The organism is Schaalia odontolytica, assembly GCF_009730335.1.
GTDB classification, from domain to species: domain Bacteria; phylum Actinomycetota; class Actinomycetes; order Actinomycetales; family Actinomycetaceae; genus Pauljensenia; species Pauljensenia dentiphila.
In genome coordinates this window covers 284,155-300,282 of record NZ_CP046315.1, presented here as the reverse complement: position 1 = coordinate 300,282, position 16,128 = coordinate 284,155, and the positions used below count along the sequence as shown (strand labels likewise).

Sequence of the window (16,128 nt, the reverse complement as noted above, 5' to 3'; positions counted from 1 at the left end):
ACGTGATGGAGGGTGGTGTGCTCAGCGATTACCAAGCCAAGTTCTACGCCTACGAACTGGATCGCTCCTACGCGTGTGATCACGTAGGTAAACTGGCGGGGTTGCTCTTTGACGCCCAGGTCGAGCCCAAACCCCACCAGGTGGACGCGGCACTGTTCGCTTTGCGCACCCCCTTCACCCCGGGCGTGATCCTGGCTGACGAGGTGGGCTTGGGTAAAACCATCGAGGCCGGGATCGTGATCAGCCAGTACTGGGCTGAACGCAAACGCCGCATCCTCATCATCGTGCCCTCCTCGCTGCGCCAGCAGTGGCGGCAAGAGCTGGACGAGAAATTCGCACTCCCAGCCTCACTGCTTGAGCGCGGAAACCTGGATGAACTGCTGGCCCCCAATGCTGCTGAGCAGGTGTTGATTTGCTCCTATGAGTTCGCTAATTCCCAGCATCTGACCTTGACGCGTCATTGGGATTTGGTGGTATGCGATGAGGCCCACCGGCTGCGCGCCTACTGGACCGGGCAGGCCAAGATCGCGACGAACGTGGCACGTATCTGCCGGGCCTCGTCCAAGACCGTGATGCTCACAGCCACACCCCTGCAAAACCGGCTCGAAGAACTCTACGGGCTCGTGGCCGTGTTTGATCCGGATTTCTTCCGCTCCCTAGACACGTTCAAAGAACGCTACGTCAAGAATCCAGGCGGCGTGGGTAATGATGATCTGTCTAAGCGGATCGCTCAGATCGCTAAGCGCACGCTGCGGCGGGATGCGGATAAGTACATTCGTTTCACTACCCGCATGCCGCTGACAGTCGCGTTCAACCCCAGCCAGGCTGAGGTCGAACTGTATGAGAAGATCAACGCCTACCTGCAGCGGCCGTTTTTATGGGCGTTTTCCAAATCCCAACGCCACCTGTCAGCGCTCATCGTGCGTAAGCGTCTGGGCTCGTCGTCTTACGCGGTCGCTTCCACACTGGCGTCTATCGCCGCCCGCCTGGAGGCAGAAGCCAAAGCAGGCATGCGGCGTAACGACGCTGGTGGTTTCATCAGCGACCCGGACTTGACCGGTGAAGAACGAGAAGATGCCCAAGAGAGCAACGAAACCGACACTGCATCTGATTCTGCCCCCTTGTCTGGCATGGAGCGGGAGTCGATGCTGGCTGAGGTTGCTGAGCTTCGCTCCTATGCGGATCTGGCGCGCTCGATCACGGTTAACCAGAAAGCCGTCAAACTCGTCGACGCGCTCGAGCAAGGTTTTGATCGGCTACGTGAGATCGGCGCGCCTGAAAAAGCCATTATCTTCACCGACTCCACCGTCACTCAGGACTACCTCGCCCGCAGCCTTGCGGAGGCTGGATGGGGTGAAGGCATTGTCATGTTTAACGGCACGAACAACAGTGCCCACGCGAACCAGATCTATCAGGCCTGGCTCAAAGAAAACGAGGGCAGTGACCTGATCACTGGTATCCCGGCCGCTGACCGGCGCAAAGCCCTGGTCGATGAGTTCCGCAAGCGTGGCCGGCTCATGATCGCGACCGAAGCCGCCGCAGAAGGTATCAACCTGCAGTTCTGCTCCATGCTGGTCAACTACGACCTGCCATGGAACCCTCAGCGCGTGGAACAACGCATCGGCCGCGTCCACCGTTTCGGGCAGAAACACAACGTGATCGTGGTGAACTTTTCCAACAAAGGCAACGTCGCCGAAGAACGCATCCTGCAGTTGCTGACCGAAAAGTTCAAACTCTTCACCTCCGTGTTCGGGGCCTCTGACGAAGTCCTCGGCCAAATCGAAGACGGCCTGGACTTCGAGAAAAACATTGCCGCGATCCTCGAACGGTGCACCACCGCAGAGCAGATCGAGGAAGCTTTCAACGAGCTCGAAGCCCGCTACAGTGCGCAAATCGACCGGGAAATGAAACGCACCCGCAAGAAAGTCTTCGACAACCTCGACCCCAAGGTGCGCGACAAGCTCAAGTCCTACGACGCTCAAACTGGCGTCGTGCTCAACGCTTTCGAACGCCTCCTCATCGACCTGACCCGCCACGAACTAGGCGGCTACGCGTCCTTTAACGACACCGGCACCCAGTTCACCCTCACCAGCGCCCCAGCAGCAGGTATCCCCACAGGCAACTACTTCTTCAAATCCCAGCCACGCACCGGCGCACACCAATACCGCTACGCCAGCGATCTAGCCCAATGGGTAGTCACCACCGCTAAGACACGCACCACCCCACCAGCACACCTGGTCTTCCAAACCCACGGAAGCGACAGGGCTACGGCCATCGCCAAACGGCTGCGTGGCCGCAGCGGACGGATCAGCGCCCACCAGGTCACCTTCACCATGCAAGCCGCAGACCAGCCCCTCAAAGAAACCTACCTACTCCTGGCAGGCTTCTTCGCTGACGGCACCCCCATGGACCAAGAACAAATCCGCGACCTACTCGACCTGAACTGCGTCTCCACACAACCCAACCAGGTGAACACCCAAGGATTCGAGGACGCGATCGAGCAGCTGCGCCAAACCGTTGGGGTTGACGTGCAAGAGCGCAACGCCACCTTCTACCTCCAGCAAGAAGAACTCATCGACGCCGCCCGCCTGGACCTCAAGGCTATCTTCGACGCGAAGATTCGCGACTACCACGCCAAAGAAACGACCGCCACCAAGGCAGCACGCAAAGCCAAGAACACGGCCGAGCAACTCAAACTCACCCGTGAAGCACGCTCATGGCGGCGCAAAGCCGAAGAAGCCGACGACGAATACCGCCGCCAACGCGACAAACTCCGCGACGAATCCGACGCCTACCTCGACAAAGCCTCGATGGCCCTCGAACCCAAGGAAGAAACCAACGAACTATTCACCGTGTCCTGGGAGGTCTCTTGAGGCAAGGGAACATCCCAAGTCATCGCATATTGTGAAATTCAAACGAATCTAGAGATTGGAGCACACAATGCTTACTCGAGCCTTCGTCAGTTTCGACTACGACCACGACCTCGAAATTAAGGTCGCGCTACTGGCGCAATCCGAACTGAGCGACAGCCCATTCGCTATCGCCGACTGGTCCATCAAGGAAGCATCGCCCACTTGGAAGAGCGAGGCACGCAGGAGAATTCGCCAATGTGACGTGGTGATCGTCCTGTGCGGTCGTCATGCACACACGGCGACCGGTGTCGCCGAAGAACTTAAGATGGCGCAGGAGGAAGGCATCCCGTATTTCCTTCTTGCAGGCTACTCCACCGGTGATGTCACTAAGCCGAGCACAGCACTGCTCTCTGACAAGCTCTACGAGTGGACTTGGGACAACCTCAAGATCCTGGTCGGAGGAAGTCGATGAACGATCAGCCAGCTTCAGTTGACCCCCAAGTCCTTGACATCTACAAGTTGGCGGTTGAAATGGCGGATCGGGTCTCTTCCCGGCGTGCTACGGCAAATGCCTTCTTTCTGACCGTCAACACAGGCTTAGTCGCGGTAGCCGGACTGTTTCCTTCCAACTCTGGTCCCTGGGCATTGCGGGCGACCTGTTTAGCGGGTGCTGTACTAGCGTTCTGCTGGTTCTTGCTATTGCGCAATTACCGTGAACTCAACAAGGCAAAGTTTAAGGTCATCAACGCTATCGAACATGAGTATTTGCCAGTTCAGCCCTTCAGAGATGAATGGATCAAATTGGGGAATTCTGATGAGCCCATTAGCCGCATCCAGCGACTAAAGGTTGAGTACAAGCAGCTGGGAAACGTCGAAAAGTACGTCCCACTCGTGTATGCGGCACTCTATGTTGTGTTGGGATGCTTGGGTGCGTAGATGAACTACATCGAACGTGATGCTGAACTAATCCGACAGCAGATTCCCGACGGTACCGAGATACCGGCACATTCGGAGGCGCTCTTCCGCGCCTATGCGGTTCTCATGAGAGCCAAGGGGGCGAACACCCGTTGCGAAGACGTCCACGACGCTTGGGCGGCTTGGATCAGCGAGACGGACCCCGACCATGAAGCTGCTCGTCCTTTTGACCAACTCGATGCTGAAACACGATCGGCGGACGCGCCCTTTCTCCAGGCAATCATCCAAGCGGCTCGTGTAAAGCAACAGGAATCGCAGGCTTAGATGCGTTCATCCGTAGAAGCCACACGCCCCACACCCGATACACACCCCGTGCCACAACCCGCCAACGCAAGAGTAGGCCTGTGCGCAAATTGTTGACGGTTTGTTTTGCGTCTGTTGTCCGGGCCGCTTGGTGTAGTTCGTCTTCGATGGGGGGATTTGCCGCCGAGGCTGGTGTGGATGCGGCGGTCATGCTGCACTTCGCGATCCGCAGCCAAGTGAAACGACTACTCTCCTCTGACCGCCCCGCCATGTCGCAAGCCGCTTAAGTCGTCGCTCTGCCAGCATCAACATTTGGTCTCGATCCGGGCTGTCGCCCGTCAATCTATTCATGCAGCACACCAACAAAGCTCTGAGCAACTCAGATCAGACCACTCTCACGGAGTATACGAATCTCCCGAATAGCCTCTCTGACTTCCGACTCGTAGCCATTTGTAGCGCCAATATAGAACGCTCGTAGCCCTTTACTTCGCAACAGCTGCGTGACGAGAACTGCGGTAATACCTGCCTGTGAGAAGACGAAACAGACCGGCTCGCTGCCATGCTCCCGAGTCTTTGCGAGGAACGAATCGACAAGCTGAGCGGCCACTTCTTCGTAGTCGTCAGCCTTGATTTGTTTGGCTTCAGACTTCTTCAAAGCCACTTCGACTTCTGTGACTGCACCATGATCGAGGAGCATCTGTACACTGTCCGCTCTCCCCATAAACGGGACTTGATATCGCTTTCTGATGGTCGCGTCAACGAAGATGTAGTCTTTATCTTTCTCAACACAGTAGGGAATCGATTCAATCGGAACCTGTACTACATTGAGGCGTGAGGTTTCAACCATGCTTCGGAATTCCTCGCAAGCGCGACTCAAAGCAACAATTAGTTGCAATATCGATATTCCAACGGTACCTACAAAAAACCACCAAAGCGCATATTTGCCTGCATCAATTAATTTCTGTTGCGAGGGCGTAGCTTCTGTAATACTCAACAATGCAGCAATACATACCAGGATAACAAATTGGATGAAAAGTGTTACGAGAGCTTTGACTACTTCCCTAGTGCTCCTAGTAAATCTACTTACACGCTTTTCAAGACTATAAGAATGGACAATATCTTTGGCAATTTCACGCGTCAGCTGCTGTCTCACCATATTTGATGTTTCATTCCTAAATCCGAGCGCGCCACGCTTTTGAAAAATGCGCAGATACTTGAGCCCTTTCACCTTTCGTCGATAACTAAACCAATTCTTAAAATCGAAACCATTCTTAATTACCTTATAAATTTCGATCGCCAATTTTGTGAATGTTCCGAGCGCTACGAGGAAACCAATGCCTTTCACAGCATAGTCAATCCACTCCACAACTACTCCTTCGTCAGTCAAGTCATGTCCACATCGACAGCCTCACTGAGACTTTATCACCGGACATTACTTCACAAACATATGTATCAAACTGCGAACGCCCCACAGCAAGCTGTGCGGTAATCAAGTGTTGAACAATTTAACCAATCGACTTATCAACGCTGACAGACCGCATACACACTGATTCCGAAGATGAGCACCTCAGCGCCATTTTGACACCTCAGCTAGTCTCGAACCCAATCTGCCAAAATCCCATATCCAGCACCTTCATCTGCGGATAGATCAGGTCATCGCGCTTCATTCCGCGCCGCACTTCCTCGAGACGGTCGTTGTGGGCCTCGTAGAAGTCCACGAGCCTGAGGACGGACTCCGGACTGTATTCCTGCGTCGTCACTTTGTATTTCGCAACACCATCCTGAAAGAACCTGTCATACGCAGGCACGCAGCCGAGCGTTCCCATGAGGATTTTCGTAATGAGGACCGGTGACACCGGGCTCGCGACCTCACGCCCTGCGACCTCGTCAGGGATCGGCCGGAAATAGGGCTCTTCTGAGGTGAGTGTGGGTGACCGGGTGTTGGTCGGGGTTGCGGGTAGAGGTCAAGGTCCTTGATGATGAGCGGACTTCAACCCCCGCTGTCTTCAAGGGCACCGGGCGGTGTATCACCCACCTGCTGCTGCTCTGTGTCGCTTGATCGTTGTGATCTGCTCGTTGACTTGGAGGGTTTCCATCCGATGATCGTGGTTCGCACCCCAAATGCTCTGGTGCTCGACAGAGAGTCCTGTGACCGCTGTGCTGGCTGCCCGAGTTGTGGGGTGACTTGCTCACGGTCACGGGTGCGTCGTGGTGGAGGTGATCGACGCGCCCTTGGGCCGGGGTCCCGTGCGGATCCGGTGGCACAAACGCCGCTGGATGCGCCGCAAACGCACCTGCCAGACGGCGACATTCCTGGAGCATAGCGAGAAGGTGTGCGCACCCCGGGCACGTTTGGGTGTGCGGGCGATCCGCTGGGCGATCCGACAGTTGCGCTTTGAGGGAGCCATCATTGCAGGATTGGCTCGCCAGTGAGGAACCACGTGGAATACCGTGTGGTCCCCTATCAAGCCGTGCCTGCACGCATCTGGCTCATCGACGACATCATCCCAGCCGGCATCTAAACGTTACGCGACTTCTTAAATGATTCAGTTCCGTAGAAAGTCATTTGCTTCTCGCCCCACCAGGTGAGGAATTTTTGAGCAGATTCGCCATTGTGTTCAATGTCGAATGCGCTGTCGAATGAGGCGATGACTCCGTTGGTTGCTTCGGCAAGAGCTGCTGCAACCAGCCCGTACCCTGTCGACGCAACAGCAGGGCCGGCCATGTTTCGGTATTCATACCAGTAATGATCTTGACGAAGTACCTTTGTTAGCTGCTCGGGTGGCAGTAGATCCTCAAACTCCTCAACAATGCTCCACAGTCCAAGATGTTCTGGTTTTGAGTTGAACGGATAAATGAGATCTTCTTCAGTGATCCGATCATCATCCTCGACAGCGAAACAACCAGGCCAAGAGGTGGAGTCCCACTCGCCGTTAATCCAGTAGCCAAAGCCAAGTTCCATACCTGGTTCCCAGGCCAAACTTTCGCCAACGAAGCGGAGCTGCGAGCCCCCCGCAGAGGGGTAGAACGCCTTGACTTCGATCCGAGAGCCGACTCCGTGTCTGTCAAGGAGCTGCTGGAAAAGCTCCTGTGTGCGGGCGCGTGTCTGCTCCACGAGCGGCATGAAGCTCGTTGTCGGATAGACGTCGATGGTCGTTGACATACCCCAAGTCTACAGCCCGAATGAGCGTGAACACAGGAGGAAATTCCCATGGCTGACTCATCTTTTGGGGCTCTTCATAATTGGGGTGTAGTTGGGGTCTGGGCCTGTGCGCAAGTTGTTGACGGTTTGTTTATGCGGCTGTTGTCCAGGCTGCTTCGTGTCGTTCGTCTTCGATGGGGGGATTTGGCGCCGAGGCTGGTGTGGATGCGGCGGGGGTTGTAGAAGTCTTCGATCCAGGTGGCGACCCCGGTGTAGACCTGGTTGCGGGTGGTGAAGGTGCGCCGGTAGTAGTACTCGGTTGTGAGGGTGGCCCATAAGCATTCGGCCACCCACCGTCGTCACGGCGGGCGGCACGTGCGCATCGAGGGGGTAAGCGACTCTTGGTGGGGTCGGCGACGACCGATAAACCCGGCGTCGCCGACCCCACAGACGGTCAGTGACGGGTCACTTGGCATCCTTCGCTTCTTTTTCGAACCCGATCTGCCAAAACCCCATATCGAGCAGCTTCATCTGGGGATAGGTCAGGTCATCGGCCTGCATTCCGCGCCGCGCTTCCTCGAGGCGGTCGTTGTGGGCCTCGTAGAAGTCCACGAGTTTGAGGACTGACTTCGGGCTGTATTCCTGGGTCGTCACTTTGTATGTCTTGATGCCGTCGACGAAGAACCTGTCGTACGCGGGCACGCACCCGAGCGTTCCCATCAGGATTTTCGTGATGAGGACCGGCGACACTGGGCTCGCGACCGTGCGCCCTGCAATGTCATTGCGGATCGGCCAGAAATGGGCGGAGATACGCTCGTTTACCTCCGTGAGCCTCGCCTGAACCTCGTCCTCCCGCAGACCCACGCAGGCGACCCCAAATAGGCAATCGTATTCAGGCTTCAGGACCTCCTCGACAACGGGCGACAGCACCTTGTAGTCCTTCTGAAGCAGGAAGGACGAACCCCGATACATCCCCCAGCTCGCCAGGTAGAAAGCGAGGTGCAGGCTCAAATAGTCGTAGTCCGGAGAAGGGTCGGTCCGCGCATCTCGAAAGACGCGATAGCAATGCTCCCACGAGCGGGAGCGACCATTCTCATTCGCGCGCGCATCGTCGTAGAAAGTCTGCGCAGCACTAATCAACTCATCGATGGCTTCCATAGTTGTGCTCCTTGTGTCTCCACGGAAGGCCTCTCTGCCTCGAGAGCTCTCGTCGTTTCTGCCGTTTCTCTATACGGTGTGGATTCCGATGCGAGAAATACGCCGCCACATCGCGCCGACATGCGTCGTTCGTTCCCGCGCGTCGATGAGCAAAGCCGCTTCATTGCTCAATAACCATACCGCACGGAGGTGGCAGAACGCGGCAATTTAGATGGCAGCAACTCAGCATCGTGGTCGCTGGCAATCCGGGAGAACTCTCGTACCCGCATCTCCCGACGAGGTCGGGGCCAGGCATGCACATCCGTGCGGTTTTCGGGGTTTGGGTGGGAGGATTTGCGTGATGGTTGCGCAGCATTGTTGGTGTTTCGTGTCGGTTCTGCGCGTACCCTGATGAGAAAGGACGGGCCCCCAACGATGGGGGCGCCGGAGGACACCTCACCGTGGAGGCACACACACCATGAAGGTCCCACCCCTATCCGAGCGACCCGACGCCGAGGAAGAAGAGCAAGACTTCCTCGCCCCACCGTCGCGCCGCAAGAAGCGCTCCCTAGCAGCCAGGCGCGCTGCGCTGCGCCCGTGGGCAATAGGTATCGGGCTCACCGTACTGGTGGCTGTGGCAGCTGTTGGTGCCTACACGCTGGGCGCGAGCATCGGCTCGTGGAACGATCGCCCCAGCACTGCGGCGACACCCACCGTGCACCCAGCACCCATGCCGTCAGTATCGAGCGAGGCCGCCATGTCAGGCGGCTACGAGATCGGCCCCGACGGAGTCCTCGTGCGCCCCGCCCAGTTCGCGGCAGACACCTACACCAAACCCGAACTACCTGAAGAAGCCAAGGAAAACACAGAACGAGGAGCAGAAGCAGCCGCAGAACACTACCTCGCGCTCCTGATCTATTCTTGGAATACTGGCGACACTCAGCCACTAGCCGATATGTCTGACCCGTCATCAAACTTTGCAAAGAACCACATTGCCAATACTCAAGAAATGTATACAAATGGCTGGTCATTTGGAAACTCAGTAACAGTACAGGAGGTGCTTCGTCTTGAAGCAGTTTCATCGCAAGATGGAACGATTCCACCAAATACCGTCGGAGTTCGCTTTCGTGTCAGCGCAAATAATGGAACAAGGTGCAAGGGGCAGAGCATTATTGTTGACGATTCTGAGCATAGTTCAACAATTACCTTATTCATGACATGGAAAGATAACCGCTGGACAGAGGTACAAGGAAGCGCCACCGATCATGATGACGAATAAATTACGTATTTTCCTTGCAATCACCGCCACTTCATCTTCTTTACTAATTTTAAATTGCCTACCCGCGATAGCCCTCGCACCAAGTTCAGGTTTTGACGCCAACGGAATCGATAGGGATGTCAACACTGATATGTGGGAGGATGAGAACGAAGATAGTCCTGGCACAGTAGGAAGCCCCTCTCAACCATCAGAAGATGACACGGGCTCACCTCGAGCAACTGAACCAACAACCACGAACAGCGCTTTGGATTTTGCGCTTGGCTACCATTGTGAACACCCAGTTTCCTACGATTCGGGTCATCTGATGTTCCCTACCTACTGGAGATGCGACGATCCTCCGCCGTCCGTAGAAACGCCATCAGATCCTCCTTCAACCCAGAAGATTCTGCGTCACGCTGCTGCCACAATTCACGCGGATGGCGCAGGGATCTACAAGCAGCCCCCACATGTCTCGTACACGAACAAGTACATTCCTACGCTCGTCTCAGTCACCAACCCGACCCAGACTCACATCATCAACCTATTGGGACACGACATCACCATCACGCTGAAGGCCACCAAATACGAATGGGACTGGGGCGACGGCACCCCGAACACCATCACCGCCTACCAAGGAATGGCCTTCGAAAAAGGTATGGACCCCAACAAGGACCCCAGGCTCATCCGCCACTACTACACGGCTCCCAACGGGTGGAAGTCCTTCCTGGACGGCCCATATCCCAGTGCCACGCGCACCATCACACTCACCACGACGTGGGCGGGCACGGCCACCAACCCCTTCACGGGCGACACCCAGACGATCAATGGCCTGGTCACCACCACCGAAACAACCGGCCCGTTCCCCCTCGGCCAACTCATCGTCAACAACACCGACACCTCAGAAGAAAAACAAGGCCACTAAGCGAGTGATGCACCATGATCAGCAAACTCTCCACCATCGGCAAGTGGATCATCGCCGTCATTGCCACTGTTGTCATCATCGGCGCATCGTTCACAGGTTTCCACGCGTTCAACGCTCGAGCCCACGCGAATGCTGAGCTTCAGTCCAGAGCGCAGTCACCCCAGTCTGACAGCACCGAACAATCTGGCCCCCAATCAGGAGACGCCCCTCAATCCGCAGAACCAACACCGGCCGAGATTACGAAGCCCACTCCCCCGCCTCACCTCTACGCAGGCGGACAAATTGGTGCCCAAGCGACATCACAGTGGTACATCGACCTATGGGCGTATGCGTTCAACACCGGGGACACAGAAGACTTTATGAAGGTATGCCAGGTTGAGGGCTACTGCGATGCATTTGCACATGACCTGGAACGCATGCATACAGATGCATATCTCGTCAAGCCGCTCACCAATACGTATCTTCAAACAAATAAGATTTATGACTGCTCACTCCAAAAGGCAGGCACTCAAGGAATTTGTATCGAATTCACATATTTGCAAACACCTGCAGGATTCCACCACCTAACAGAAGAAAAGGCATCAGAACAATACGACACCATAAGCACAGTGACCGACGAGGAAAGCAACAACGAACAAACACTCTTCCGTGTCCTATTTCTTGAAGAGCGGGGGGACACATGGGTCGTCACCCACATCTGGTATCACTAATAACCGCCGAAAATCGTTAGTCACTGATCACAACAGGATGCGGAATCAACTTTGTTCATTGACCCTTACCTACGCATCCGTGGTGCCATAGCTCAAACGCACCATATGCCGAGGCCCCAATCCACCGCCGTGGGCTGGGGCCTCAGCAGCGATGTTTCACGTGCAATTACTGCCAGGACAGCAATAAGAAGCTCTCAGTTCCCCTGAACAAGCTCGTAACGCACCCAACGGCGCTGTCCGGTGGACCGTACCAGGCCTCACGAAACAAGATCACGGAGATCGGAACGCACTTCTTCCACACTCACACCGAAGCGCTCCTGATACTCGCTGTTGTTCCACGTACACCGGCGTTGCTGAGGGCCTCCTCATCGCTATCGTCGACGATGGCGCAGCAGGAGCAGCCGCCCCTCCGATGGCACCATCTCATAGACCCGCCCATCTATCTCATAGACCCTCACCTCTATGTCATAGAAGCCCATTTCTATCTCATAGAACCCTTGATTGACTCCATAGAAATTCATAGATGAGGCAGGCGGTGTGATCCCGCATCTTCAGGAATCTGAATGTTGAGGCCCCAGCCCACCATCGTGGGCTGGGGCCTCAGCGTCAATGTTTCACGTGAAACAATCGCGGGAACAGCCACCAAGCGGCCTCGAGCGCGCCACCGCAACTACTTGCGGTGATAGCGCGGGCTCGTGCCCAGGTGCGTCGGGTAGACGTTCAGGCCATCCTTCAGCTTCGACTCGTCGAAGCCGCGATACGTGTACGAACTATCGTTCACGATATCCGTCGGATCCACGACGCCATCCGCGTACTGCTGGACCTCCTCGGGCGTCGGACTCGACCCGCCCTGCTTCTGCGCCAACGGATTCTCATCAGGGAACTGCGACGGATCCGTATTCAAAATCGCGCCCGGGTCGATACCGCCAAACCCCGTGTACTTGTTCCACCCGTGATCAGGATTCAAGCCCGTCTTCACCAGCAACTGCAGCAACTGATTACTGGTCGCCTCAGGCCACCGCTGCTTCGCCAACGCCAGAACACCCGCGACGATAGGCGAGGCGACCGACGTACCAGAGATAGTGTCGTTAGCGCCGGTTTCGATGTTACGGAAGAGCACAGGCCCGCCGATCGATGTGGTTACAACACCTTGACCCCACGAGGAATAGTCCTGCCGAGTCCCATCGACACTGATTGCTGTCACACCAACCACACCGGACCACGCAGACAACGACGTAGCGTCATCATCACGTGAACTATTCCCAGCAGCGTTAACCAAAATTACCTGTTGCGCAATCGCTCGAGCGGTAACCCACTTGAGTTCCTTATACTCATTCGGCGTCGAAGCCGAGACGTTGATGATCTGGGCCCCATCATTCATCGCCTGATTCAAAAGCCATGGCTGGCTGTCCTTGGTGACGCCACTTGGGTCATCACAATCGCTACTACCCTGATCGCCATCAGCACCGAATGTCCCCTGATACGCAAGAAGAGAGACCTTCGGTGCCACACCATAGTCCGCAGACACGAGGATGGACGCAACCCCCGTTCCGTGCGTTTCTAGAGCGGGTGACGAGTTAATCGTGCACGGAGTTTTCACCGTGATGTTTGCACCCGCAAGCTCAGGGACGGAGGTATTCACCTTGCCATCGATCATCGCGATGGTGACGCCCTCGCCCGTGTAGCCCTTTGCACGCGCCCGATCGAATCCGTAGTACGAGAAGTACGCCTGATCGGCCGCTGTAATCGTGTCGGCTGCGTTCGCTGGGGCAGCGGGAATCGACACGATACCCGCCGCAAGCGCGCCCACCGCAGCCACGGCGACACTGTTCCTCATGCGCGACCGGCTACGCTTACGCCGCTTCACTTTCGCCTCACCTCCACCCACGATTTCGTGGGCCACAGAACACTGTGCTACCTCGCCAAGCATATGACCAGTTGTTCAGGTTAACAAGCGATTCAGAGGTTCACGAGGCCGGGGCCGGGTCCTCGAAGAAGCCCACACACAGGCCACCACTCACAGGCCCAAACACAGGCCCGCTCACAGCAACGCCGGGCTCACCCCCGCCTCTCCCGCAACGTCCGCGCGAGGAGCCCGTGCCTCGGCGCGAAAACCCAGGCGAGCACAAAGCACGCGGTGAGCACCAGGACGATCGTGGCGCCCGTGGGCACGTCCAGCGCCCACGACAGGTACAGGCCCACCAGGCCTCCCGAAGCGCCGAGCGCGGGCGACAGGATCATCATGGTCCCCAGGCGGTCGCACAGGAGCCGCGCGGTGGCCGCGGGGGTCACGAGCAGGGCCAGCACCAGGACGTTGCCGATCGTCTGCACGGAGATCACGACCGCCAGGGCCACGGCGACGTACAGGGAAAGATCAGCCAGCAGCACGTGCACGCCCGCCGCCCGGGCGCTCTCGCGGTCCAGCGTCACGGCCACGATGGGCCGGTGCGCCAGGAACAGCATGAGCAGCACGAACAACGCGCCAGCCAGCACCACGGGCACATCCGACGCCGGGATGCCCGTGATCGACCCGAAGAGGAAGTCCTGCAGGCTGCCCGCGTACCCGGGTGCCCGCGCGATGATCGCGACACCCAGGGCAAACGCGCCGACGAAGAGCACGCCGATGACAGAGTCCTCCTTGAGCCTGCGGTTCTGCGCCAACAAGGCCACGAGCACGGCGGTCACGACGCCCGCGAGCGCTCCACCGAACACCAGGGACCCACCGCACACGAAGGCGATCGCCAGGCCGGGGAACACGGAGTGCGCGACCGCGTCACCAATAAAAGCCATGCCGCGCAGGACGACGTGCACGCCGACGCTGCCGCACACGAGCGCGGCGACGACCGCGATCAGCAGCGCGCGCGGCAGGAACGCCAGCGCGGGATTCGTCAGGTCGCGGAAGAAGTCGTAGGGGCTCAGGAAGTCCGCCGCCGCGGCGAGGCCACCCCCGGCCGCGTGGATCACGGTGCTCATGCGCGCACTCCTAGGGCGTCGAGGATCGGGTTGTCGGGTCGCACGTCGAAGGCGCGGATCCACGGGTCGGCGTCGGCCAGCTCGTCGGGTCGCCCGGACGCGACGATCGTGCGCCGCAGCAGGTACAGGCGGTCGCAGCCGGCGCGCGCGCCGATAAGGTCGTGCGTGGTCATGAGGAGGGCCCGCCCCCCGTCCGCGAGCGCGCGGAACAGGTCCATGAGCATCTCCTGCGTCGGCATGTCGAGGCCGGTGAAAGGCTCGTCGAGAAGCAGCACGGCGGGCCGGATCGCGAGGGCCCGGGCGACGAGGACGCGCTGGCGCTGGCCGCCCGACAGCTCGCCGATGGGACGCTTCGCGAGGTCTCGCATCCCCACGAGGGACAGGGCTTCCTCGACCGCGCGGAAGTGCGGGGTTCGCGCACGCCCAAGCAGCCCTCGCCGCACGGTGACGGCCTGCAGGACGGCGTCGCGCACGCTGATCGGGAAGTCCCACGCGAACTCGTGCCGCTGCGGCACGTACCCGATCGCGCCGTCGGTCTCGACGCGCCCGCTGGAGGGAATCAAGCCCAGGATCGAGCGGATCAGCGTGGTCTTCCCGGCGCCGTTAGGTCCGATGAGGCCGACGAGCTCCCCGGCCCGGGCCTCCAAGTCGACGCCCTCGAGGACGCTGCGCCCGCCCAGGGACGCGCCCAGTCCGGTGACGCGCAGCTGGCTCACTGCTCCCCTCCTCGATCGACGAGGCCGGGGCCGCCCTCGCCCGAACCCTCACCGCGGGCGGCGGGCAGGGGCGCAAGGATGGAGTCGGCCTCGGCGATGGCGGCGGCCTGTTCGGCGCGGCTGCGGCGCGAGCGCGCCACGACGAGGGCGCCGATCACGAGGAGGGACGCCGCGGCGACGGCGATGATCGCGAGGAAGGCCCAGTCGGGCAGCCCGCCCGACTGGGCACCGGCGGCAGAGGAGGAGCCAGCGGGGTCGGCGGCCCCGGAAGCAGCGGGCGCGGCGCCCGGGGAAGAAGCGGACGCCCCCGCCGAAGCGGAATCAGCAGCGGCGGGCGCGGCCATGGCCAGGGCCTCGGACGCGGAGGCGGCGTCACCGACGGCGAAGCGCAGGGTCGTGGAGGCGGCCACAGCCTCGCCGGCGGTGGTCGTGCCCAGGAAGGTCACGGTCGCCGTGTAGGTACCGGGCGCGGAGAACGCCCAGTTGGCGTGCACGTGCGTGCCCGAGTCGATCCACACGTCGCCAGGCGCCGCGCCCGAGTCGGCGAGCAGGAGGGGCTTGCCGAAGGTACCGGACTGCAGGAACAGCCACGCGCGGCCGGGGCCGCTCACGGGGCCGACGCGCATGGTGAGGCCGCGGTCGATGGTGGCCGTGACGGCGGGGTCCTGCGTGTTCCAGCCGAGCCACACGACGTTCGGGTTCTGCGTCTGGGGAACGACGTACACGGGCTTGCCCGCGACGTCGGCCAGGAAGGGGTAGTCGGCGGAGTCGGGCGCGGTCATGACGGCCGCGTCGCTCACCCGCAGGACGGTCTGGTTGGGGTCGCGCCACACGGGGCCGCTCTCGGCGTCGTGGCGCAGGCCGGCCCGCCACTGTCCGTCGATCAGTCGGGGGCCGAGGTCGACGTGCCCGACGGCGATCTCGCTGGCCTCATTCGACCACTCCTCGTGAGCGGCGACGCTCTGCGCGAGGTCGGGGTCGGGACTCGGATCAGCAAAAGAAGAGGGAGCACCCGCGATGACGAGGAGAGCCGACACGATGAGGGCGAACACCGACATGCCGAGACGGGGGAATAACGTCATTAGAGCCGCGACACGCCGACGACACGCCGTAGGGATGCTTCTAGTGCTGCCATTCCCCCCATGGGCGGTGGCACCTGGACGTACGACGAGCTGTGATGCCCGCCCGCTCTGTCCCGTG

General features: G+C 59.0%; 16 protein-coding genes. 7 read left to right on the top strand and 9 right to left on the bottom strand.

The features are described 5' to 3' along the window. Nucleotides 1-17: 17 nt before the first annotated feature. From FOC40_RS01365 to FOC40_RS01350, 4 genes are all read left to right on the top strand, one after another. Entirely contained in the window at nucleotides 18-2,873 is a 2,856-nt protein-coding gene (locus FOC40_RS01365; protein WP_231126040.1) for an SNF2-related protein, read from the top strand. 67 nt (nucleotides 2,874-2,940) lie between these two features. After that, nucleotides 2,941-3,324 carry a TIR domain-containing protein gene (locus tag FOC40_RS01360; protein ID WP_004565358.1) on the top strand — a complete coding sequence of 128 codons (384 nt, stop codon included), beginning with the start codon at nucleotides 2,941-2,943 and terminating at the stop codon, nucleotides 3,322-3,324. Further along, complete coding sequence (locus FOC40_RS01355) at nucleotides 3,321-3,788, top strand: RipA family octameric membrane protein (protein WP_004565359.1); 468 nt, start codon at nucleotides 3,321-3,323, stop codon at nucleotides 3,786-3,788. Before FOC40_RS01360 ends, FOC40_RS01355 begins: the two co-directional genes overlap by 4 nt. After that, on the top strand, nucleotides 3,789-4,091 hold the full coding sequence (locus FOC40_RS01350) for a DUF7701 domain-containing protein (RefSeq protein ID WP_004565360.1): 303 nt from the start codon (nucleotides 3,789-3,791) through the stop codon (nucleotides 4,089-4,091). A 358-nt stretch (nucleotides 4,092-4,449) separates the two neighbouring features. Here the strand turns inward: FOC40_RS01350 and FOC40_RS10625 are convergent, their stop codons facing one another. The 5 genes from FOC40_RS10625 to FOC40_RS01325 all read right to left on the bottom strand — a co-directional run bounded on the left by FOC40_RS10625 (nucleotide 4,450) and on the right by FOC40_RS01325 (nucleotide 8,370). Beyond that, nucleotides 4,450-5,436: a hypothetical protein gene (locus FOC40_RS10625; RefSeq protein WP_231126039.1), complete on the bottom strand. Its 987-nt coding sequence runs from the start codon at nucleotides 5,434-5,436 to the stop codon at nucleotides 4,450-4,452. A 220-nt stretch (nucleotides 5,437-5,656) separates the two neighbouring features. Then, nucleotides 5,657-5,896 carry a hypothetical protein gene (locus tag FOC40_RS01340; protein WP_004565363.1) on the bottom strand — a complete coding sequence of 80 codons (240 nt, stop codon included), beginning with the start codon at nucleotides 5,894-5,896 and terminating at the stop codon, nucleotides 5,657-5,659. Nucleotides 5,897-6,588: 692 nt separating this feature from the next. Next, complete coding sequence (locus FOC40_RS01335) at nucleotides 6,589-7,233, bottom strand: hypothetical protein (RefSeq protein WP_004565365.1); 645 nt, start codon at nucleotides 7,231-7,233, stop codon at nucleotides 6,589-6,591. A gap of 74 nt (nucleotides 7,234-7,307) precedes the next feature. After that, nucleotides 7,308-7,562: an integrase core domain-containing protein gene (locus FOC40_RS10860; protein ID WP_004565366.1), complete on the bottom strand. Its 255-nt coding sequence runs from the start codon at nucleotides 7,560-7,562 to the stop codon at nucleotides 7,308-7,310. 115 nt (nucleotides 7,563-7,677) lie between these two features. Beyond that, nucleotides 7,678-8,370, bottom strand: a complete 693-nt coding sequence (locus tag FOC40_RS01325; protein ID WP_004565367.1) for a hypothetical protein — start codon at nucleotides 8,368-8,370, stop codon at nucleotides 7,678-7,680. A gap of 457 nt (nucleotides 8,371-8,827) precedes the next feature. Between FOC40_RS01325 and FOC40_RS01320 the strand changes: the two genes are divergently transcribed. From FOC40_RS01320 to FOC40_RS01310, 3 genes are read left to right on the top strand one after another with little or no spacing between them, the layout of a single operon-like run. After that, on the top strand, nucleotides 8,828-9,628 hold the full coding sequence (locus tag FOC40_RS01320) for a DUF6318 family protein (RefSeq protein ID WP_004565370.1): 801 nt from the start codon (nucleotides 8,828-8,830) through the stop codon (nucleotides 9,626-9,628). Further along, nucleotides 9,615-10,529, top strand: coding sequence for a hypothetical protein (locus tag FOC40_RS01315; protein ID WP_231126038.1), 915 nt, complete (start codon nucleotides 9,615-9,617; stop codon nucleotides 10,527-10,529). Before FOC40_RS01320 ends, FOC40_RS01315 begins: the two co-directional genes overlap by 14 nt. Before the next feature lie 14 nt (nucleotides 10,530-10,543). Beyond that, nucleotides 10,544-11,239 (top strand): DUF6318 family protein, encoded by a 696-nt coding sequence (locus FOC40_RS01310; protein ID WP_004565372.1) that lies wholly within the window; start codon nucleotides 10,544-10,546, stop codon nucleotides 11,237-11,239. Nucleotides 11,240-11,909: 670 nt separating this feature from the next. Here FOC40_RS01310 and FOC40_RS01305 read toward each other — a convergent pair. The 4 genes from FOC40_RS01305 to FOC40_RS01290 form a co-directional block, all read right to left on the bottom strand. Then, complete coding sequence (locus FOC40_RS01305; RefSeq protein WP_004565375.1) at nucleotides 11,910-13,076, bottom strand: S8 family peptidase; 1,167 nt, start codon at nucleotides 13,074-13,076, stop codon at nucleotides 11,910-11,912. A 221-nt stretch (nucleotides 13,077-13,297) separates the two neighbouring features. Continuing rightward, nucleotides 13,298-14,212 carry an anchored repeat-type ABC transporter permease subunit gene (locus FOC40_RS01300; RefSeq protein ID WP_004565376.1) on the bottom strand — a complete coding sequence of 305 codons (915 nt, stop codon included), beginning with the start codon at nucleotides 14,210-14,212 and terminating at the stop codon, nucleotides 13,298-13,300. After that, a complete protein-coding gene (locus tag FOC40_RS01295) occupies nucleotides 14,209-14,928 on the bottom strand; it encodes an anchored repeat-type ABC transporter ATP-binding subunit (protein WP_004565377.1) in 720 nt (239 codons plus the stop codon). Before FOC40_RS01295 ends, FOC40_RS01300 begins: the two co-directional genes overlap by 4 nt. Next, nucleotides 14,925-15,986: a choice-of-anchor M domain-containing protein gene (locus FOC40_RS01290; protein ID WP_155844098.1), complete on the bottom strand. Its 1,062-nt coding sequence runs from the start codon at nucleotides 15,984-15,986 to the stop codon at nucleotides 14,925-14,927. Before FOC40_RS01290 ends, FOC40_RS01295 begins: the two co-directional genes overlap by 4 nt. Nucleotides 15,987-16,128 lie beyond the last annotated feature (142 nt).